Source organism: Polaribacter sp. 11A2H (genome assembly GCF_011379025.1).
Taxonomy (GTDB): Bacteria; Bacteroidota; Bacteroidia; order Flavobacteriales; family Flavobacteriaceae; genus Polaribacter.
This window is the reverse complement of record NZ_WTLD01000001.1, coordinates 382,125-405,471: the sequence shown is the minus strand read 5'-3', so window position 1 is coordinate 405,471 and position 23,347 is coordinate 382,125. Positions and strand designations below refer to the sequence as shown.

Sequence of the window (23,347 nt, the reverse complement as noted above, 5' to 3'; positions counted from 1 at the left end):
TGGTCAAAAAGATTTAAGTGTAGATGAAATGCTAAAAAGTATAGATAGACTTTTTGGAACTAAAAAAAACTCCAACTTTTCAGTTGGAGTTCTCAGCTTAAAAAAATAAACTTATATTTTATTTTCTAACTGCATTTACAATAGCTAAAGCTGCTCTCACATCTTTTTCTAATTTTGCATAATCTTCGTTCGCTATAATTTCTTTCGAAATTAATTTAGACCCCATTCCAACACAAGTTACACCTGCATCAAACCAACCTTTTAAGTTTTCTTCTGTTGGTGAAACTCCACCTGTAGGCATTAAGCTGGTCCAAGGTTGAGGTCCTTTTACTCCTTTTACAAATTGTGGTCCATAAATATCACCAGGAAATAATTTTACTATTTCACACCCTAATTCTTCTGCTCTAGTAATTTCTGTTAAAGTACCACAACCAGGAGACCATAATACTTTTTTACGGTTACAAGCAATTGCAATATCTTCTCTTAAAACAGGAGTTACAATAAAGTTTGCTCCTAATGCCATATATAATGAAGCTGCTCCTGCATCTGTAACAGAACCTACACCCATTATCATACCTGGTAATTCTGCAATAGCATATTTAGTTAACGCTCCAAAAACTTCGTGAGCGAAATCTCCACGTGCTGTAAACTCCATTAAACGAGCGCCACCATCGTAACATGCTTTTAATACTTTTTTACTTAATTCTATATCGTTATGAAAAAATAAAGGAATCATTCCTGTTTCTTTCATTACTTGTGCTACTTCTAATCTTGAAAATTGTGCCATTTTATTTTATATTTTTAACTGTTTTTTTGTGTAAACTTTAATTTGTGTAACTATGAAATATCTTATCCAAAAGTGACAAAAATTTTATTTTTTACTGGATACTGCAACTGGAAACTGCTACTTATTAATTCCAGTTTAATATTTTTTTGAAATCGTATGCTTCTGGATTGGTAACATACTTTTTTGCATTTTCATAGTCCTTTTCTTTTAAGAAGAATAAGTTTTCTATGAATAATTGTGCCATATCAGAATTGATATCTACTAACCTTGGTGGAATTTTACCATTTTCATCTTCAAAATCTTTTAGATATAAAGGTGAAATATCTCCATTAGAATTAGCACTTACAATACAACCTGTAGCACCTTGATCAAATAGTTTTTTAACTCCAATACCCAATAATGTACATAAGGTTAAATCGAATGCTATAGGATTACAACATCTTAATTCATACCCTAATTCTACCGGTCTAGATTTTATTTCTAATCCAATTTCTTTTAATTTAACTTGTAGTAAGTAATTAAATATATGCGATTTACTAACGTTTCCTAATTCTGGATGTCCGTGATCATCATAGGTAAAATTAATTCCTGAGTTGATAATTTCTTTTTTTTCCATAAAGTGAAAAACACCTTCGCTTATTAAAGCGACACCGTATTCTACACCCATAATTTTACATTTTACAATAGAAGAAATAATCATATTGATTAACTTCTTAAATGTAATAGTAGTTTTATTAAACATTTCTGGAATAATTACCATCTGAAAATGACATGCAGATGCAATTCCGAAGGCCAAATGCCCCGCAGAACGTCCCATTGCAGACATTACAAACCAATTTTCACTAGTTCTTGCATCTTCATAAACGGTATTTCCAATGCGTACACCTTCATCTTTTGCGGTATGAAAACCAAATGTTGGGTTTCTATCTGGCAAAGGTAAATCGTTATCTATTGTTTTTGGAACATGAATATGTCTAACATCTAATTCTTGCTCCTTTAAATATTTAGTTAATCTATTTGCTGTAGAAGCTGTGTCATCTCCACCAATAGTAACCAATAATTTTACATTATTTTTCTTAAAAAAATCTACTTTAAAATCACTGTCTTTAGGTTTAAATCTACTCATTATAAGACTAGAACCACCTCTACTAAAAATACGATCTGCACGATGAAAATCAAAAATCTCCAATTCAGGATTTTCTGAAAGCAATCCTTGATATCCATGATGGACACCAATTACCTCATAACCATCTTTCATAAAGGTTTTAGCAACAGTACTAATTACTGTATTAATTCCTGGTGCAGGACCGCCTCCACACATTATAGCTACAGATTTCTTCATATTTTATTGTTGATTTTAAAATTAGTATGTGTACAGTTATAAATTTATTTAACTGTTAAATAGCCTAAACTACTTAACAGTTAAACAAAAATCTAGATTTATCTAGCTACTCTTCCAGATGCATCACCACCCATCAATTTATTTACTTCTGCAACTGTAACTAAGTTTGCATCACCTTTAATAGTGTGCTTTAAACAAGACGCAGCAACTGCAAAGTCTAATGCATTTTGATCGTTATCTGGGTATGTTAATAATCCGTAGATTAAACCTCCCATAAAAGAATCTCCACCACCTACTCTATCTACAATATCTGTAATTTGGTATTGACGTGTTTGTAACATTTCATTTCCATCATATAAAACTCCAGCCCATGTATTGTGAGACGCAGAAATAGAACCTCTTAAAGTAGTAATTACCTTTTTAGCTCTTGGAAATTTCTCCATCATTTGCTTACAAACAGATAAGAAAGCTTCTGCTTTTACGTCATGTCCTGCTGTTTGAACTGCAGCTCCATCAGGCTTAATTCCGAAATGCATTTCTGCATCTTCTTCATTTCCTAAAACTACATCACAGTAAGAAGTTAATTCTGTCATTATAGACTCTCTATGAGCATCATCACAAAAATTCCATAATTTTGCACGGTAGTTTAAATCTGTAGAAATAGTAATTCCTTTTGCACTAGCTACTTTTAAAGCTTCTAAAGTTACATCTGCAGCACCTTGAGAAATTGCTGGGATAATACCTGTCCAATGAAACCATTCACATCCTTCAAAAACGGCATCCCAATCGATCATTCCAGATTCTACTTCTGCAATAGCAGAATGCGCTCTATCATAAACCACTTTAGAACCTCTAGATACAGCACCAGTTTCTAAGAAATAAATTCCTAAACGGTCTCCACCATAAACAATCTTATCTACACCAACACCTCTTTTACGCATCTCCATCATTGCACACTCACCAATATCATTTTTTGGTAAACGGGTTACAAAATCTACATCAATTCCGTAGTTTGCTAATGATACTGCTACATTAGATTCTCCACCACCATAAACAACATCAAAATTATTTGCTTGTGAAAATCTTAAAAATCCTTGAGGAGCTAATCTTAACATGATCTCTCCAAATGTTACTACTTTTGCCATTTTAATTATTTTTTAAAAATTATAGTTAATTAGTTAAACGTTTAAGCAATTTTTCAAAATAAAATCAAAATGAAAGAATTGAACTATCATTTTGATTATATTAAATATCGAATTATATTTGCTTAATCGATTAAGCAAATATATAAAAAAAAGTATTATCAAAAAGAAAACTACCATAAAAGATATTGCAAGTGTTTTAAACATCTCTGCAGCTGCTGTTTCTAAAGCATTACACAACGATTCTAGAATAAGCGAAAAAACTAAAAAAGCCGTTAGACAGGTTGCTGAAAATTTAAATTATCACCCCAATCACTTAGCAAGTGCTCTTAGAAGTGGAAAAAGTAAACTAGTTGGCGTAATAGTGCCTAGAACAAATAGTAACTTTTTTTCATCTGTAATACAGAATATAGAAGAAGTACTAAATAAGGAAGGCTACAATATTATTATTACCCAATCTAACGAGTCATTTAAAAAAGAATGTGCTAGTATTGATACCTTATTATTTACACAAGTAGATGGTATTATTGCTTCTATGGCCAATGAAACTGTAGATTTAAGTTATTTTGAAAAAGTAAAAAAAGCAGGCATTCCTTTGATAACATTTGATCGTGGAGAAAATGATTTAAATGTAGATTATATTGGTATTGATGATTTTAATAGCAGCCATTTAATAGTAGCTCATCTTGCGGCCCAAGGTTGTAAAAGAATTGCACATATTGGTGGTTTTAAACGTACTAGAATTTTTAACAACAGAATTAAAGGTTATATAGATGCGTTAAAGAAACACAACTTACCTCTCATAGATGAGCTATTATTAGAAAGCGATTTAACAATTGAAGATGGTAGAGAAAAAATGCATCAATTACTAGCTTTAAAACACAGACCAGATGCTGTTTATGTAGCTGGAGATTATGCTGCTCTTGGTGCTTTACAAGTGCTAAATGAAGAAAAAATTAATATTCCTAATGAAATAGCCTTGGTTGGTTTTGGTAATGAACCTTTTAGTTCTATGGTTACACCTTCTATTACAAGTATAGAGCAACATAGTGACGAAATTGGCAAACAAGCTGCGCTTTCTTTTTTAAAACATGTTAAAAATGACGTTGTAAAACAAACACTCACCAAAAAGATTTTAGACGTAGAATTACTTATTAGAGATTCATCAAATAGAAAAGGCATCTAACCTTTTCTTTTGCTTATTTTTGTTAGTACTTAATAGACAATAAGAACACTTTATGAAACAATTAATTATTTTACTTTTATTGATTATTGCCTTTTTTATTGGATACGGACAGTATTCTCAATATCAAAGATTCAATTCTCCTAATGTTGATTATAAAACAGCAAAAGAAATAGATGTTGCCTATTATAACCAAGAAGCTGTAATTAATTATTATAAAGCTATTGAAGATTTAAATAGTTTTGTAAAAATGCAATGGACAGCTAATAATATTGATGTTAGATCTCCAGAGGAGGATACAGAAGAAACTAAATTAGCCGTTAAAAACTATGCAGATAAAGTTGCAACCATTAAATATTATGAAAGAAAATTAGAAAAATCTGCCGTATTAAAAAAGAAAGGTTTGTCTAATGAAGAAATTCTATTTTTAGAAAATTCAGGAATTGACTTAAAATCTCACCAAAAATTAATTGCAGTCAACAAAATAAAAAGCATGTTTAATGCTGATAAAAAATTGGATTATGGGAATAAAAGTGCTTTAATATTTGAAATTCAGAAACAATTAAATCTAAAGGGTTTCGAGATAAAATTAGATGGGGTTTATAAGCTTGAAACTTTAAATGCTATTAAAGGTTTTGAAGAAAAAAACAACCTTTTTGTAGATGGTGTTTTAGATGTTTTAACTCTAGATGCTTTATTTGAATAAAAAAACTGTCTAAAAAAGTTTATTGTCAATCCAAATTTATTTCAGATTCTTAAGAAGATTAAACTTCAGTAAGTTGATCTACAGAAACAAGTTCAGTATATCAAGATTTCATCTTTTTTTAGACAGTCTTTAAACTTATTTCTTGTTTTTAGGAGTCTTACCGGGTTTCTTTACTGCTTTTGCTTTCTTTTTCTTAGGCATTTTCCCTTTTATTCTCTCTTTTTCGATAACAATATCTGCCATAAATTCTGAATTAAAAGTATGCTCTTTAGCTAGCTTAATAAAAGTAATAGCTGTTTTATATTCTTTTAATTGCTCATGTAAAATAGCTTTCTTAAGGTATAAAAGTGCTTTATCAGAACCTTTAACTGTTAAGGCAAAATCTATAAAATCTTCTACCTCTTTATAATCTTCATTCCATAGAAGTGTATTTATATAAGGTGTGTATACCTCAAAAGCATGAATATTTTCTGCTAAAGCTTGTTTAAAATACACAATTGCTTCTTCATATTTATACAACTTTTCCGCATAAACTCTCCCCATTAAAGTTAATGCCATTGTATTTTTATCATCATAAGACAACGCAAAATTTAAAGCTTCCATTACCTCTTCTAAATCGAAAGGGTAACTTTCTAATGCTTTAAAAATATAATTATTTACCAATGTTCCCATTTTATTTCTTTATTTGTCATTCTAAAAAAATGACTCTTTTATTCTATTTTTTTACTAAAATTGTTTTAAGTTGATAATAATCAACGTAAACGATTTTTATTTTGGTGTATCATTCTGTATGTTCGATATTATAATTTACAACTTTTTTTTGTAATATCTTAACAACAACACTTACTTTATTTATCTATTCATCAATTATGCCATTTTCTAATTAGCTTTTTTTTTATGAATAATTGCTCGTTAATTTCCTTTTAAATATGCTGTTTTTTAGCAAGTACAAAAGTACGTTCTGTTTGTGCTATTCTTGCGGATATTTGTATTCTTTTTTTAATTGCCTTTTCTTTTTTTTAATAAATAGAAAAAAAGAGATTGCATACAGACTAAAAACGTACTTCTTTCTATGTTTATTAAAATACTATTCATTATTTTATTTGGCTCTTTTGTTAGCAAACTAGCTTGCGTTAGGGATTGAAACGGCATCCTTTTTGTTTTTTACAAAAAGATATAGTGTAAAGCCCGACCTTTAGGTAACGCCCCTAGAATAAATTAATGTACATAAAAAAACGTCCAAAAATTAATTCTGAACGCTTGTATTAATAGTTTTATAATTAAAAGTTATTTCTTTTCTAACAAAACAATATCAAATTCTGAATTTACAACAACTTTTCCTTCTTTAACTTCTACCAGCTGATTAGAGTAAAAATCATTCAATTTGTCTCCGTCTTTAAATATTGATGAAACATGTATTTCTTTATTTCCTTTCTGTAAATTGATACCTGCAATAATTTTATCCTCTTTTCTAACTCTAGAAAAAACAATTCCATTTTCGGCAGAAATAAGAGTATGTTTCCCTGCTCCTACCGCAGGATGATTGGCTCTAAACTGACCTAATTTTTGCCAATGTTTTAAAACTCTCTGAGTTTCTTCTTTAGATTGAATGTCTTCCCAATTCATAAAAGAACGCAAAGTAGCATCGCCCACAGTGCCTTCTATGGTTAAATCTCTTGCAGATTCATCTCCATAATATACTTGTGCTGTTCCGGGTGTTAATAGTAACATGGTGGCCGTTTTATATGGCTGCTCTCTTTCTTTATCAAAAGGCTGACCATCATCATGCGACGTTAAATAGTTTAAAATTCCGTATCCTTTAAGATCTGTATGTAAAAGTGAATCGTATTTTTGAAAAACAGCAGTTTCTGCCATTTGTTTTACATTCCATTTTAACTCAAAATTGATTAAACTATTAAAAGCATTGTCATAATAATTAATTTTTTCTCCACCTAAATCAAATGCTTTTCCATCTGAAATAGTGTAATTATACACCTCGCCTACTAAATAAAAATTGTTTTCATCTAAAACTTTCTCAGGATTATTTTTTTTGTAAATAGCAAAAGCGGCATCACATTCCTGCTTAAATTCTTGCCATACAAATTCTTCTGTATGTTTTACCGTATCTACTCTGTAGCCATCAATTCCGAATTCTGTAATATAATCTGTTAGCCATTTCATAATGTAAAAACGTGGTGCTCTTGGGTGACCTGTTCTTGCAAAAAAAGCATCTAATTCTTTTACTTCTTGCTCATAACGTCCTTCTGCTTTCCATTTTTCTATCAACTGAATAGGCAATTCTACAGCCTCATTACTTTCTGTTTTAATGTCTGGTAAATTTTCTACCAACGTACAAGAAACCGTATGCTCATAAGAATCATACGTACAAGCTGGCCCCGTTCTTACCCAATCTGAAGGCCAAACCGGATCTTTTTCTGTAACCGGACCTGTGTGATTGATAACGGCATCTAATAAAATACGAATTCCGTTTTTATGCGCAATAGCCACCAATTCTTTCAAGTCTTCTTTAGTTCCAAAATTCGGGTCTATACTTGTCCAATCTTTGGTCCAATAGCCATGAAAACCATAAGACAAACCAGTTCCTTCATCGGTACCACCATGGATTTGTTCTACAATTGGCGTCATCCAAATGGCATTGATTCCTAATTTTGTAAAATAACCTTCTTTTATTTTCTGAGTAATTCCTTTGATATCTCCACCTTTAAAACCACGTAACTTTCCTGTTTCTTTAGTTCTTTCAAAATTGATATCATTGGTGGTATCTCCGTTATTGAAACGGTCTGTCAATAAAAAATAAATATTGGCGCCTTCCCAAACAAACTCCTTTTGTTTAGTTTGTGCTGTTACTTTCTGTGTTGATGAGTTTTCTTTACAACTAAAAATAGTTGCTAATATGAAAAGGAAGAGTATTTTTTTCATGAGTATTTTATGTATTTAGACCTACAAGGTTTTTAAAACCTTGCAGGATATTAGATTGATATTGTAATCTTTTATAATTATTCTTTCACATTTAAGATAAATGATTCTAATGGTTTTAGATCTATTCTAACCCTAGCTTCACCATTTTCTACTTTTAAAATCGATGAATATTCTTTATACAATTGATCTTCTACTTGATATTCGTCGTCTTTTAAGTTCCATTTTTCAATAATATCTTGAGGTAAACCTAACTCAAATCCATAGGTGTCATTTGCATTAAAGTTAGAAACAACAATTAATTTTTCATGATCGCTCCAACGTACAAAAGACAAAACTCTTTCATTATACCATTCTGTATGCTGACGGTTAAAATGATGAATATCTTGGTATTCCCCCATTAAGGCATCACTTTTAATAGTAAAGTTTAATAAACGTTTGTAAAAATCTCTTAATGCTTTTTCTTTATCCGTAGATTGGCCGCCATCATATTCTTTACCGTTTACCCAACGTTGTAAAGTTGGCACACCAATATAATCGAAAATTGAAGTTCTAGACTCTGTTCCAAATCCTGCATTTTCTGCTCCTGATTCTCCAAATTCTTGTCCGAAATACACCATTGTTGGTGCCGTAGAAATTGTTGCAGAAACCACCATTGCTGGTTTCCCTTTTAAAGCATCTCCTGCAAACTCCGGACTTGCAATTCTTTGCTCATCATGGTTTTCTAAAAAGTGCAACATATTGTGCTCTATATCTCTTAAATCTTCTTGTATTGGCGCAATATGATCTGTAATTCCATGACCTTGCATAATATTTTTTAAGGTATCATACAACTGCACTTTGTCATACAAATAATCCATTTTACCTTTTCGGATGTAATTTCTATACTCATTTGGGTTGTACACTTCTGCCAATAGAAAAGCATCTTCATTTTTCATTTTAATAGCAGAATTCATAAAACTCCAGAATTCAACAGGCACCATTTCTGCCATGTCATATCTAAATCCGTCTACTCCTTTTGCAGTCCAATACAATGCAATATCCCTAAATTTAATCCAAGAACTAGGTACTTTTTTATCTTGCCAAAACTCAAAGTGTTTTTTGTAATCTTCATTATCAAAACCTTCTGGAAATTCGTCAAAATCTTTTCTTCCGTCTGGAGAAACACCATAATTTACTTTTACCGTTTCATACCAATCGTTAAAATGAGGTTTTGCTGCTCGTGAACCATTACCTGTCCATTTTGCAGGGTTTTCCACAAATTTATTATCTGATAACGGATTTTTTTCTCCACCTAAAGGGGCATATCCATTTAAAAAGTCTGGCACTTGAAAAGCTTCATTAGGCACATAATAAAAATTATTATCTACATCATACTCCACTGTTTTATCATCATCTGCACCAAAATCTTTTGTGCCTGCCGGATTGGATAAACTTTGGTAATTTCTAGCAACGTGATTTGGAACAATATCTATAATTACCTTTAATCCGTTTTTATGAGAACGTGCTATTAAAGCCTCAAATTCTTCTAATCTGTTTTCTACATTTACTGCTAAATCTGGATTTACATTGTAATAATCCTTAACTGCATACGGAGATCCTGCTCTACCTTTTACAATATCTGGATCGTCATTTGAAATACCAAACTCGGTATAATCTCTAATTACATCATGATGCGGAACACCAGTATACCAAATATGTGTAACTCCTAATTCTTTAATTTCAGATAAGGCTTTATCTGTAAAATCGTTGAATTTACCCACACCATTTTCTTCAATAGTTCCCCAAGGTTTATTAGTGGTATTTGTATTCCCGAATAAACGTGTAAATACCTGATAAACCACTGTTTTTTTCTCTTGATTTGTATTCATCTTTTTAATTTTTGGTGTTTTTTCTGTTGAACAACCAATTATTATTGCTAAAACAGAAACGGATATAACGCTGTATATTTTTTTCATAATTGATTTCTTATTTTAATGATATTTTTACTTTTAATTCTTTATTCGGATTCCATTTTAATGGAATTGTAAGCATATTTTTTTCTGATGAAATTCGTTTTCTTTTTCCATCAACTTTTATCTTTTTAGGATTCCAGTTGATATTATGTAGTACCAACGTAATTTCTTTTTGCGCTGGATTCCAATTTTTACCAAATGCTGCTTTAATTTCGAACTCTAAGCAACGTTTGGTTAATTCAGATTCAAATTCTAGAATTTCAAAAGCTCCTTTTTCAAAAGCATTAGAAAGCAAACCGTTGTCATTATAAAACGTTCTTTTACTTTCTTTAACCGAAGCATCAAAAAAATAATGAACTTCTAAAACATCTCCTTTATAAGCATCTGTAGTTTGTACTAATTTTGCCATTGGTATAAAAGCACCTCCTCTTACATACGTAGGAATTGTTGCTTCATCCAATTCAACGGATTTTGTTTGTCCCCCCTCAACTTTTTCATCTGTATAAAAATTAAACCAATTGGCTGTATTTGGAAAATAAACTTCTTTGGTTGCTACCGAATCTTTTAAAATCGGTGTGATTAAAAAATCATTTCCCCATAAATAGGTCGATGAATTAGTCATCAATTTTTCATCATCTTCTTCAAAGAAAATAGGTCGCATTAATGGCGTTCCTTTTTGATTGTTCTCAAATGCTACATTGTAATTATATGGCAATAATTTATAGCGTAATTCAATGGCTTTTTTTGTTAATCTCTTCGCTCTTTCACTTCTAAAAACAGGTTCACTAGCAACATCTTCTTGAGCATGAGGTCTAAATATAGGTTGAAAAACACCGTATTGCAACCAACGGATATATAAATTATCATCTAAATTGGCGCCTGCAAAACCGCCTAAATCAGAATGCATATATCCCAAACCTTGCATTCCCATTTGTAAGGCAATTTCTGGTTGAGATTGCAATCCTCCCCAAGTTCTGTTTACATCGCCAGACCAAGGAATCATCCCGAAACGTTGCGAACCAGAATAGCCTGCACGCATTAAAATAAAAGGTCTTTCATTTGAAAATTCTTTTTGATATCCTTCAAAAATTAAACGAGCCCAATCATGCCCGTAAATATTATGAATTTCATCTGCTGTTTTGTTCTGAAAATTCACCCAAGAAGGCAAAACTTCTGGCTCTCCTAAATCTCCCCAAAGTCCTTTTGCTCCTAATTCTATTAGTTCTTTATAAATGTTCCAGAACCATTCTTTCCCTTCCTTTTTGTAAATATCTACAATACCTGTATTTCCAAAATAGAAATCATATTTTGCAGGATTTCCGATGGAATCTGTTGCTAAAACTTTTTTTGCTGCAGCTTCATCCCACTTTTTAGAAGTGGATAAAATAAAGGGTTCTGTAATTAAAACTGTTTTTACACCTTTGTCTTTAAGTCCAGAAATCATTCCTTTCATATCAGGAAAAGAATCTTTGTAAACCTCCAAATTCCCCATGGTGCCTTGTAACTCTTTTCCAAACCAATACAAGTCTAAAATTACAGCATCTACAGGTATTTTTTCTTCTTTAAATTTAGCAATAGTCGCTTCTGTTTCTTTTTGTGAATGATAACCAAATCTACTCGAAAAATTTCCTAAAGTCCAACGAGCTGGTAATGGTTGTTTCCCTGTTAAATTGGTGTAATTGTTTACCAAATCTATCCAAGAATCACCAACAATAACTTGATACGTTTTTCTACCAGAAATGGTTTCATACGTTAAAGAATTATCTTTTTTACTGTCTAAATCTAAATAACCAATAGGTGCATTATCAAAATGAAGCATGTATTTTTTTGAAGAAATGACTAAAGGAATCGTAAAGTTCATTAACTCGGCATGCGTTTCATAACCATACTGTGCTCTGTTATAAAGTGGCAATCTGTTGCCTCTTCTATTCATGCCCAATGCTCTTGATCCAGCACCAAATAAAACCTCATCAGCAGTTAAATTGAATTCAATTTTTTCTGTTTTATCGGCAACAATATTGCCTTTAACCAAATCCATTGGTTGATGTTCTGATTTGAAATAACCCGCTTTTTCTGACGTAACAACCTCATCATTATAGGTATAAATAATTTGAAAAGGTTTGTGTTTTACAAGTACCGAAATTCCTTCTGAAAAGAAATTACTTTCGTTTGCACTAATTACAGGAGTAATATCGATTTCTGATGGTTTTAAAACTACCGCATGAGATTCTTTAACTTGCTGCTCACCAGCAGGAATAAAGCTAGTTTCTACAATTTTTGTATTTAGAAATCTAACAATGTACAAACCATCATTTACATTAATATTAAAACCATTAGCTGTTTGTTTTATGCTTTTAAAAACTCTATCTGTATTCTGTGAAAACGAAAAAGTTGTTATAAAAAGTAATAAAAAAAATATTTTATAATTCTTCATATTTTATGTTTATAAACCTTAAAGATTTTGACCGTACTATTTATATTTTTGTTGTTAAAAGAACACTCCCTTTTTCAGTTAAATGAATTTCATTTCCCCAAATAAAAGTATCGCCCGTAATAATGTTTTTTAGGGTTCTGCCATCTAACCCAACCTCTATAAATCGTTTTAAATCTATTGTAATCGGTTCGACATTTTTATTGATAATATTTACAACCGTTTCATCACCCTTTGTTCTAAACAAGAAATAAGTCCCCATAAAAGGAGCAAAATGAATGGTTTTACCATCATGAATAGCTTTACTATCTTTTCTATAATTCAAGACCTTTGTAATAAAAGATTGCATGTCTTTTTGGTATTCATTTAATCCTTCACCAGTAAAAGCATTTACAGCATCATCTTTAAAACCTCCTGGAAAATCACTTCGTATTAAACCATGATCTCCGGGGTTTGCAGAATCATTCATTAAAATTTCTGTTCCGTAATAAATTTGAGGAATTCTAGGTAAAGTTAACATATAGCTCAACCCCATTTTTACTTTTGAGATATCTTCCCAAAGCTCTGTAAAAACTCTTGTTTTATCATGATTGTCTAAAAATATAAACACATCTTTTGGCGATGCATAATGAAAATCATTGGCTAAACCTTCATATAGTTTTATCAAACCTTTGTCCCAAGACTCATCTTCATTGATGCCTTCTACAATGGCTTTTTGCATTGGAAAATCCATAGGAGATTTTAAGTTAGATTCATAACCGTCTCTGTTATTTGCGCCTCTTTGCCAATAACCAACAATTAACGGATTGTAACTCCACTCTTCTCCAACAATAGAAAAATTAGGATATTCAGACATAATAGCTCCTGCCCAATCACTCATAAAGTTTTTGTCTGGATATGGGTATGTGTCTTGTCTAATACCTCCTAAGCCCAAGGTTTCTATCCACCAGATACTATTTTGAATAATGTATTTTGCTAAAAACGGATTTCGCTGATTTAAATCTGGCATTGCAGGTGTAAACCATCCTTCATTATTTCCTTTTAAATCTGCTTTTGATACGTATATATCTTGATTTGTAGTTCTTCTATGGTTAGACCCAATATTGGTTTCATTGTTCCAATTATCTATATTATCCTCATAATTTTTTTGATTGTTTAACCAATCACCAAAAGGTAAATCTTCCATCCACCAATGCCCAATTCCACAATGATTTGCAACTTGGTCCATGATTAATTTCATGTCTTTTTCTCTTAATTTATCAGCTAACTCTTTATATTCTGATAAATTTCCGAAACGAGAATCTACTTTATAATAATCTGTAATTGCATAGCCATGATACGAACTTTCTGCCATATCATTTAAAAGAACTGGCGTTGGCCAAACAGTTGTAAAACCAAGGTCTGAAATATAATCTATGTGATTTATAATTCCTTGTATGTCGCCACCATGACGCTTGTAATTGTCAGAACGGTCTATATCTGTTTCTTTTAATGCTGTATTGATATTATTAGAATCATCTCCGTTTGCAAAACGATCTGGAGTAATTAAATAAATAGCATCAGAACTGTTAAAACCAATAAAATCATCCGACTTTTTATCTCTTGATTTTAACTCGTATGTATGTGTTTTTTTTGTACCATCTGCAAAAGTAAAATCGATATTAAATTTCCCTGATTCTGTAGACGCATCAATTTTTAAATCGATAAATAAATAATTATTACTTCTAGCTTTGTGTACTTTTTCGATAGTAACTCCTTCATAAGAAATAGAAGGTATTGCATCACCAATATTATTTTCTTTTACTAATAATTGCAACGAAGTATCCTTAAAACCTACAAACCAATTTGGTGGCTCTACTCTTTCAATTTCGTTTATTACTGCTGTAATTTCGTTAGTAACCTCCATTTTATTTTGTTCTCTTTTTTGGCATGAAAACAAAAATACAATAACCGAAATTAGAAGAACATTTAAATGGCTGTATTTTAATAGTTTCATTTTCCCTAATTTAAACCTCAAAGGTTTTTAAAACCTTTGAGGTTGGTATTTTTATTTATTTGGAGTAACGGTTACTTTCTCTCCATCAACCAAAATATCAATAGCTTCTTTTCCTTCTAGTGTAAATTCTGTTCCTGCTTGAGAAACATTTACGGTAATTACTTGATGTCTAAAATTCACTTTAAATGAATAGGCTTTCCATCCTTTAGGTATTTTTGGCGAAAAAGAAAGGGTGTTATTTTGCACTCTCATTCCTCCAAAACCTTCTACAATACTCATCCAAGTTCCTGCCATAGAAGTAATATGTAATCCTTCTTCTACTTCGTGATTATAATCGTCTAGATCTAAACGAGAAGTACGTAAATAGAACGTATACGCCTGGTCCATTCTGTCTAACTTTGCAGCCTGAATACTGTGCACACAAGGAGAAAGAGAACTTTCATGCACTGTAAATGGTTCGTAAAAATCGAAATGACGCTCTAATTCTTCCCTAGAAAAATCATCTTCGAACATATAAAAACCTTGTAAAGTATCTGCTTGTTTTATGTACGGAGAACGTAAAATTCTGTCCCAACTCCATTTTTGATTGATTGGTCTTTGGCTTTTGTCTAAATTGGCAACCGTAATTAATTCTTTATCTAAGAAACCATCTTGTTGCAAATACACCTTATGTTTTTCTGAATATGGAAAATACATTCCGTCTGCAACACTTTTCCATTTTGCCAATTCTTCATCAGAGAAATTTACTTTTTCTTTAATTCTGATGTAATCTGAAATATGATCTGTTTTTACAATTTCGATATTTTCTAACGCATAATTAATACACCATTTAGCAATATAATTGGTATAAAAATTATTGTTGATGTTATTCTCATATTCATTCGGACCTGTAACACCCAAAATCATGAATTTGTTTTTATCCGAAGAAAAAGTGGCTCTTTGTTGCCAAAAACGTGCAATGGCAATTAAAACTTCCAATCCTTTTTCTGGAATGTAAGAATAATCGTCTGTAAAACGGTGATAGTTATAAATTGCAAAAGCGATGGCACCATTTCTATGAATTTCTTCAAAAGTAATTTCCCATTCGTTATGGCATTCTTCACCATTCATGGTAACCATTGGGTACAACGCAGCTCCGTTTGTAAAACCTAACTTCCCTGCATTTTCAATCGCTTTATCTAAATGATTGTATCTATATTCTAACAATGTTCTTGCAACAGAATGGTCTTTGGTTGCCATATAAAAAGGAATACAATATGCTTCGGTATCCCAATAGGTACTTCCTCCATATTTTTCTCCTGTAAATCCTTTCGGACCAATATTTAAACTAGCATCTGTACCTAAATACGTCTGATTTAATTGAAAAATATTAAAACGAATTCCTTGTTGCGCTTTTACATCTCCTTCTATGGTAATGTCGCTCATGCTCCATATTTGTGCCCAAGATTCCTTTTGTTTCTCTAATAAAACATCAAAACCAAAACTAACGGCTTTATCTAAAGCAACTTTTGCTGCAGCAACTAATGCGTCTTTATCATAATCTCTATCCACCACATAACCACCAAATTTATGGATGGTAAATGCTTCATTTTCTTTAATATCTTGCTGATATTCCGAAGAAATTAAATTTGAAGTTTGCTCGCTTTTACAAGGTACCTCAACTTCTTTATTGTCTACAAACAAACGAGATTCCATAAAAGTACACGTGTAAAAATGTGTTTTCATGGTTCTTGCCTCAATATAAGATTGTTGGTTATTTTGAGAAACTTTTAAAACATCCCAAAATTGATCGTCCCAGTTGGTATCTTCATTGGTAATGCCTGCATCTATATAAGGAATATACGTAATTTTAGCATCTGAATTTAACGGAGTTATTGTATAACTAATCGCACCAATTTCATCTAACTCTAAACTTAAAAAACGCTTTGCTGCTACTTTAATTTTGATTCCGTTTTGTAAAACAGCTTCAAAATCTCTAGACAACCAACCTTCTTGCATGTTTAGTTCTCTCTTAAATTTAGAAACCTCTTTACAAGTGTTTAAATCTAATTTCTCTTCATTGATTAATACGTTTATACCAATCCAATTTGGTGCATTTAATACTTTTGCAAAATATTCTGGATACCCATTTTTCCACCATCCAACACGTGTTTTATCTGGGTAATAAACACCACCAATATAACTTCCTTGAAAAGTTTCTCCTGAATAATTTTCTTCAAAATTAGCTCTTTGTCCCATGGCGCCATTACCAATACTGAACAAACTTTCTGATGATTTTACTTTTTCTGAATTAAAGCCTTCTTCTATAATAGACCATTCGTTTGGTATGATGTAATCTTGATTCATTTTGTTTTCTTTTTTCCTGCAAGGTCTTTGAGACCTTGTAGGTATATTATCTTAAATTTTAATAAAACAACTAAAACTTTAATTTGTTTATAATCTATACCTACAAGGTTCTAAAAACCTTACAGGATTTAGTGAATTTATTTATTAATCAATTCTTGTATAAATTCAACACTAATTTCTGTAAAATCATTGTAATTAAATTGTGCTTCAGAAAGTATGCTTTTATCACCAATACCAATACTAATCATTTTTGCTGCATTTGCTGCTTCTACACCTGCAACTGCATCTTCAAAAACCACACAATCCGCTGCATTTACACCTAATTGTTTTGCTGCCAAAAGAAAAACTTCTGGATCTGGTTTTGCTTTGGTAACATTATTACCGTCTACAATAGTATCAAAATAGTGTAACAGTCCAACTTTTTCTAAAATAGGTTGCGCATTTTTACTCGCAGAACCTAAGGCAATCGGAATATTTTGTTTTTTTAAAAAAGCTAAAACTTTAGGTACATCAGGTAAAATTTCTGAAGCATCCATATTTTCTATATACTTTAAATAATCTACATTTTTTTCGATCATCCAAGTGTCAAATTCTTCTTGTGTTGCTGTTCTGTTACCAATTTGTAACAAAATTTCTAAACAACGTTTTCTACTTACGCCTTTAAATAATTCGTTTTGCTCTTTGGTAAATTCGAAACCTAAGTGGTTTGCTAATTTTTTCCACGCTAAATAATGATATTTCGCTGTGTCTACAATAACTCCGTCTAAATCGAATATAAATCCTTTTTTCATCTACTTTTCTTCTTTATTTTTAAATAAAATTAATTTTAGCATGTATTAATTTTATCTAAAGTCTTTATTTTTTTTAAATCTCTTCTTGATAACTAATTGCGTTTTTATTGGTAATTAATAAATTACATAAACCTGCAATTATTAAACTAATTCCTGCCACTGTCATAGCATTAATAGCATCTTCTCCTAATAAATTAGAAACATAATTAATCCCTCCTAATGCGGCAATAATTTGCGGAATTACTATAAACATATTAAATATTCCCATAATAACGCCCATTTTCTTTGGATCTACAGAACTAGATAACATGGCATACGGCATAGATAAAATACTACCCCAAGCAAAACCAATTAATACAAAACAATATTTTAAATTTTCTGGTGATGCATAACTCATTGTTAAAAAACCAATACCACCAATAATCAAAGAAAAAAGGTGTACATATTTTCTGTTGATGTTTCTTTTAGATGTATATAAGGTTAGTAGCAAGGCAAATGCCATAGAAGACAACCCGTAAATACCCATTGCAGAACCTACTGAATTAGAAGATTCTTGAAATTTTGTATTGGCGATTCTAAATGCTTCTGCTTGCACAGTGTCTGCCATATTAAAAGCAGCCTCTATTGGAGCGGGTGTATGAAATACATGTTCCGTTAATGCAGGGTTTGCCATAGACCACATGGTAAAAAATGCAAACCATGAGAAAAACTGAATCACTCCCAACTTTTTCATTGTAGTTGGCATGCTACCAATATTCTCTAATATATCAGGAATAAAATTATTCTTTTTTGCTTTTTCTTTTTCAAACTCTTCCATGTCTTCTGGCGGATATTCATCCGTTGTAAAAACGGTAAAAAGAATACTTGCCATAAAAACAACTGCACCTATTGCAAAAGCAACTTTTACAGACATTGGTACAACTCCAGATGCTGCTTCATTACTAACACCAAATTGAGAAACCATCCATGGTAAGTTACTTGCTACCCAAGTTCCTATTCCAATAATTAAAGTTTGTACAACAAAACCATAAGATCTTTGAGATTGTGGTAATTTATCTGCTACCAATGCTCTAAAAGGTTCCATAGAAATATTTATGGAAGCATCTAAAATCCATAAAAAACCAGCTGCGACCCATAATGTAGGAGATTGGGGAACAAAAAATAGTGCTAATGAGCTTAAAATTGCACCTACCAAAAAGTAAGGCTTTCTTCTCCCCCATTTTACACTCCAAGTTCTATCACTCATATAACCAATAATTGGTTGCACAAGTAAACCTGTTAAAGGTGCTGCTATCCAAAGCAAAGGAATATCTTCTTTTCCTGCCCCTAGTGTTTGAAAAATTCTCGACATAAATCCACCTTGTAAGGCAAATCCAAATTGTATTCCTAGAAATCCAAAACTCATGTTCCAGATTTGCCAAAAACTTAATTTACGCTTTTCCATTTATCGTATGCTATTAAGTTAATATTACGATAAGCGTTTAGACTTATCAATTTATAAATTTTGTGGAATGTAATTTATTGATAAATCGTAAATATCTAACAAAGATATGTGTTTTTTATATATGTGAAGAAAAGGAAAGTAAAAATCTACGACGACGGTTTCGTAGATTCTCGTAGTTTTAAATCGCTAGAAATCACGATTTTTTTAGGTTTAAATACTTCAGATTCTTTTTCTATTCGTTCTATTAAAAGTTCTACTGCTTGTTTACCCATTACAAAACCATGTTGTGCAATTGTTGTTATAGAAGGTGACGAATATCTAGAGATTAAACCATCTGTAAAACCTATTATAGAAAAATCTTCTGGTATTTTATATCCTTTTTGTTTTGCTATTCTCATAGCCTTAGCTGCATAAATTTCATTTACAGCAAATACAGCGTCAATGTCTTGTTCAAATACTTTTTCTATCTGTGCACAGATATCTCCTTCTTCATCAATTTCCACAATTAAATTAGAATCTGTTTTAATATAGGCCTCTATCAACGCTTTTTCATAACCTTGCCTTCTTAAAGAACCTACATTTACATGTTTTGGTGTTGTTAATAGGGCAATTTTTTTTCTACCATTTTCTAATAAATGCTTCGTCGCTTTGTAACCTGCACCAACATCATCTACCACTACTTTATCGCACAAAATTTCATCGACCACTCTATCTATTAGTACTAACGGAATTTCTTCTGATACCAAATCTATAAAATGCCTAAAATCTTTATTTTCGAGGGTTTCATTTGCTATCGAAACAATTAAGCCATCTACGCTTCCGTTTGATAACACTTTTAAAGTTTCTACCTCTTTTTTATAAGATTCATTAGAGAAGCAAACCATAATATGATACCCTTTTTCAATAGCACCTTCTTCTATCCCCATAATTACTGTAGAGAAAAAATGATGTACTATTTTAGGTAAAATAACCCCAATTACTTTTGTTTTTTGATTGCGAAGTTGCAGTGCTAAACTATTAGGTTTGTAATTATAATAATCTGCATAGGCTTGTATTCTTTCTTTAGTCTCTTTACTTATTTCGTGACTGTCCTTTAAAGCTTTTGAAACGGTAGACGTAGAGACTCCTAATTCCTTAGCAATTGTTTTTATGGTAATTTTTTGCTTCATTATTTATCAAAAATAAAATATTAGAGTTAAATTCTGTTAATCTAGCAACAATAATTCATAAAAAGTTGTTAACACGAAAACGTTTTCGTGATTTTTATCATATTGTAAACATGCTACTAATCTATATATTTACAATGTGGAATGTAAGTTTATTGTAATCAAAAAAGTCAAATTTAAAGTTATTATTTAACAAATTATACATGGAAAAATTTAAATTATTGTTAATTGGAATTCTTTTAACATCATCATTTAGCATGTTTGCGCAACAAACTGTTAAAGGTGTTGTAAAAGATAAAACATCCGGCAATCCTTTGCCTGGTGTTAGTGTAGTTATTAAAGGAACTATTAGAGGTATGCAAACCGATTTTGACGGAATCTTTACTCTAGATAAGGTACAAACAGGAAACGTACTTGTCTTTAGATATTTAGGTTTTGCTGACAAAGAAGTTACCATTGGTACAGATTTTAACCTTTCTGTAGTACTAGAAGAATCTTTAGAATCTCTAGATGAAATAGTTGTAGTTGGTTATGGTTCGGTAAGAAAAGAAGACTTAACGGGTACAACAGATTTACTAACAAGTAAAGATTTTAACAAAGGACCTATTGTATCTGCACAATCACTTATTAGTGGTAAAGTTGCAGGTGTAAATGTAATTGCTGGTTCTGGTGCTCCTGGAGACGGACAAACCATTAACATTCGTGGTACTGGTTCTTTATCTTTAAATAGCCAACCATTATATGTTATAGATGGTATCCCATTAGACAATGGTGGTGTTGGAGGATCTAGAAATCCATTAAACTTTATAAACCCTAATGACATAGAAACATTTGTAGTTTTAAAAGATGCGTCTTCTACTGCTATTTATGGATCTAGAGCTGCAAACGGGGTAATTTTAATTACTACTAAAAAAGGGAAAGACAGTGAGTTTAAGTTTAATGCAAGCTCTCAAACAACTGTTTATACTTTAAGAGATAAAGTAGATGTTTTATCTGCAAATAAATTTAGAAGCTTAATAAATGATATTGGTACTCCTGCACAAGTTGCTTTATTAGGTGCTGCAGATACAGATTGGCAAGAAGAAATCTATACAACTGCTATTGGGCAAGATCATAACTTTAGTGCATTAGGTAAAATTTATGGAATACCAATGAGAGCTTCTTTAGGATATTCTGAACATGAAGGAATCTTAAAAGGAGATAACTTACAACGTACTACAGCTTCTATGAACTTATCTCCTACTCTATTTGATGAGCATTTAAAGATAGATTTTAATGTAAAAGGAATGTACACAGAAAATGAATTTGCAGATAGAGGTGCAATTGGTGGTGCAGTGTCTTTTGACCCTACACAATCTGTATTTGATTCAAATTCTCAATACGGTGGTTACTTTGCTTGGTTAGATGCTGGTACCGGAAACCAAAACAACTTAGCACCAACAAACCCTTTAGCTTTATTAGATTTAATAGATAATACTGCAGAAATTAGACGTTTTGTGGGTAATGTAAAGTTTGATTATAAAATACATGGTTTAGAAGATATAACTGCAACAGTTAACTTAGGATATGATACTTCTAACAGTCATGGTAGAAAAGTTACTTCAGAATTTATTCCAACTTCAGATGCAACTTTTAATGGTTCTTTAACTAGATATACTCAAAATTCAGACAACAAAGTTTTAGACGCTTACTTAACGTACTCTAAAACTTTTAATGAAAAGCATAACTTCACAGCAGTTGCTGGTTATGCATATCAATCTTTTGAATATGATAACTATAGTTATGATAGTGAAAAAGAAGAAGATGGTAATACCTATGAATTTATAGATAAATCTAAAAATGTGTTATTATCATATTTCAGTCGTGCTAATTACGATTATGAAGGGAAATACTATTTAACAGCAACGGTAAGAGCAGATGCTTCGTCTAAATTAAACCCAGATGATCGTTGGGGATTCTTCCCATCATTTGCAGCAGCTTGGAGTATTCATAAAGAAGATTTTATGGAAGATTCTTTCTTTAATGAATTAAAATTAAGAGTTGGTTACGGTGAAATAGGTAATATTAATGGTTTAGGTGATTATCAGTTTTTAACTAGGTATCAAGGTAGTACAGATACTGCTAACTATCAATTCGGAAACTCTTTTTACCAAACATTTAGACCAGAACCAATTAATACAGATTTACGTTGGGAAGTTGGAAGAACTTTAAATCTTGGTGTAGATTTTGCTTTTCTTGATAGAAGAGTTACAGGTTCTGTAAATGCTTACGTTAAAGAAACCAACGACCTTATTGCGAGTTCTATTGTAGATCCTTTTACAAATTTTGGAAACAGAATTAACGCCAACATTGGTAATATGGAAAATAGAGGTTTAGAGTTTAACTTAAACACAACCCCTATTAGAACAGATAATTTTGAATGGACTGTAGATTACAACATTTCATTAAATGATAATAAAATTACCAAATTATCTGCAGACCAACCACAAGGAGGAATCTCTACAGGTGTTGGTAATAATGTGCAGGTACATAGAGAAGGAGAAACAGCAAATAGTTTCTTGGTTTTTCAACAAGTGTATGATACTTCCGGAAAACCTTTAGAAGGGGTTTTTGTTGATAGAAATAACGACAATATGATTAATGATGATGATAAATACATTAATGAAGATCCTTTTGGAGATGTTTTAATGGGCTTTAACACAGGTGCTAGTTATAAAAACTGGGATGTATCTATACAAACTAGAGCTAGTTTTGGTAACTATATGTATAATGATGTTGCTGCGAATAAAGGTGTAGAAAAAAACGCTACAAACAACAGTATACTATCTAACTTACATGCAGATTACTACAATAGTGGTTTTACAGTTATTAATGATAGAACGGCTTTAAGTGATCATTTTGTACAAGACGCTTCTTTCTTTAAAATTGATAACATTTCACTTGGTTATACTTTAGATAAGATAGAAAACACAACGTTTCGTTTTTATGGATCATTACAAAATGTTTTAACAATAACCGATTATGATGGTTTAGATCCAGAAATTAACTTAGGAATCGATAATGATTTTTACCCAAGACCTAGATCTTTTGTATTAGGCGTAAACGTTAACTTTTAATAAAA

The 23,347-nt window shown here is 31.4% G+C and carries 15 protein-coding genes; 3 read left to right on the top strand and 12 right to left on the bottom strand.

Annotated elements, in window-relative coordinates:
- Positions 1 to 118: 118 nt before the first annotated feature.
- The 3 genes from GQS58_RS01810 to GQS58_RS01800 form a co-directional block, all read right to left on the bottom strand.
- A complete protein-coding gene (locus GQS58_RS01810) occupies positions 119 to 787 on the bottom strand; it encodes a bifunctional 4-hydroxy-2-oxoglutarate aldolase/2-dehydro-3-deoxy-phosphogluconate aldolase (RefSeq protein ID WP_166382242.1) in 669 nt (222 codons plus the stop codon).
- Positions 788 to 911: 124 nt separating this feature from the next.
- A complete protein-coding gene (locus tag GQS58_RS01805) occupies positions 912 to 2,129 on the bottom strand; it encodes a 6-phosphofructokinase (protein WP_166382241.1) in 1,218 nt (405 codons plus the stop codon).
- Positions 2,130 to 2,227: 98 nt separating this feature from the next.
- On the bottom strand, positions 2,228 to 3,274 hold the full coding sequence (locus tag GQS58_RS01800; protein WP_166382240.1) for a sugar kinase: 1,047 nt from the start codon (positions 3,272 to 3,274) through the stop codon (positions 2,228 to 2,230).
- 154 nt (positions 3,275 to 3,428) lie between these two features.
- Between GQS58_RS01800 and GQS58_RS01795 the strand changes: the two genes are divergently transcribed.
- Together GQS58_RS01795 and GQS58_RS01790 are read left to right on the top strand one after the other, a co-directional pair.
- Positions 3,429 to 4,457, top strand: coding sequence for a LacI family DNA-binding transcriptional regulator (locus GQS58_RS01795; RefSeq protein ID WP_166382526.1), 1,029 nt, complete (start codon positions 3,429 to 3,431; stop codon positions 4,455 to 4,457).
- A gap of 52 nt (positions 4,458 to 4,509) precedes the next feature.
- Complete coding sequence (locus GQS58_RS01790; RefSeq protein WP_166382239.1) at positions 4,510 to 5,160, top strand: peptidoglycan-binding domain-containing protein; 651 nt, start codon at positions 4,510 to 4,512, stop codon at positions 5,158 to 5,160.
- Positions 5,161 to 5,295: 135 nt separating this feature from the next.
- Here the strand turns inward: GQS58_RS01790 and GQS58_RS01785 are convergent, their stop codons facing one another.
- The 9 genes from GQS58_RS01785 to GQS58_RS01745 form a co-directional block, all read right to left on the bottom strand.
- Positions 5,296 to 5,832 carry a tetratricopeptide repeat protein gene (locus GQS58_RS01785; protein ID WP_166382238.1) on the bottom strand — a complete coding sequence of 179 codons (537 nt, stop codon included), beginning with the start codon at positions 5,830 to 5,832 and terminating at the stop codon, positions 5,296 to 5,298.
- A gap of 615 nt (positions 5,833 to 6,447) precedes the next feature.
- Positions 6,448 to 8,100: an alpha-amylase family glycosyl hydrolase gene (locus GQS58_RS01780; protein ID WP_166382237.1), complete on the bottom strand. Its 1,653-nt coding sequence runs from the start codon at positions 8,098 to 8,100 to the stop codon at positions 6,448 to 6,450.
- Positions 8,101 to 8,177: 77 nt separating this feature from the next.
- A complete protein-coding gene (locus GQS58_RS01775) occupies positions 8,178 to 10,055 on the bottom strand; it encodes an alpha-amylase family glycosyl hydrolase (RefSeq protein ID WP_166382236.1) in 1,878 nt (625 codons plus the stop codon).
- Positions 10,056 to 10,065: 10 nt separating this feature from the next.
- Positions 10,066 to 12,486 carry a TIM-barrel domain-containing protein gene (locus GQS58_RS01770; RefSeq protein WP_166382235.1) on the bottom strand — a complete coding sequence of 807 codons (2,421 nt, stop codon included), beginning with the start codon at positions 12,484 to 12,486 and terminating at the stop codon, positions 10,066 to 10,068.
- Positions 12,487 to 12,526: 40 nt separating this feature from the next.
- Complete coding sequence (locus GQS58_RS01765; protein WP_166382234.1) at positions 12,527 to 14,479, bottom strand: glycoside hydrolase family 13 protein; 1,953 nt, start codon at positions 14,477 to 14,479, stop codon at positions 12,527 to 12,529.
- Positions 14,480 to 14,530: 51 nt separating this feature from the next.
- Complete coding sequence (locus tag GQS58_RS01760; RefSeq protein WP_166382233.1) at positions 14,531 to 16,825, bottom strand: glycoside hydrolase family 65 protein; 2,295 nt, start codon at positions 16,823 to 16,825, stop codon at positions 14,531 to 14,533.
- Between the two features lie 137 nt (positions 16,826 to 16,962).
- Complete coding sequence (pgmB, locus tag GQS58_RS01755; RefSeq protein WP_166382232.1) at positions 16,963 to 17,616, bottom strand: beta-phosphoglucomutase; 654 nt, start codon at positions 17,614 to 17,616, stop codon at positions 16,963 to 16,965.
- 73 nt (positions 17,617 to 17,689) lie between these two features.
- A complete protein-coding gene (locus GQS58_RS01750; RefSeq protein WP_166382231.1) occupies positions 17,690 to 19,060 on the bottom strand; it encodes an MFS transporter in 1,371 nt (456 codons plus the stop codon).
- A gap of 146 nt (positions 19,061 to 19,206) precedes the next feature.
- Positions 19,207 to 20,229, bottom strand: a complete 1,023-nt coding sequence (locus tag GQS58_RS01745) for a LacI family DNA-binding transcriptional regulator (RefSeq protein WP_166382230.1) — start codon at positions 20,227 to 20,229, stop codon at positions 19,207 to 19,209.
- A gap of 200 nt (positions 20,230 to 20,429) precedes the next feature.
- Here GQS58_RS01745 and GQS58_RS01740 point away from each other — a divergent pair, with 200 nt between their 5' ends.
- Positions 20,430 to 23,342 (top strand): SusC/RagA family TonB-linked outer membrane protein, encoded by a 2,913-nt coding sequence (locus tag GQS58_RS01740; protein ID WP_166382229.1) that lies wholly within the window; start codon positions 20,430 to 20,432, stop codon positions 23,340 to 23,342.
- Positions 23,343 to 23,347: the final 5 nt, after the last annotated feature.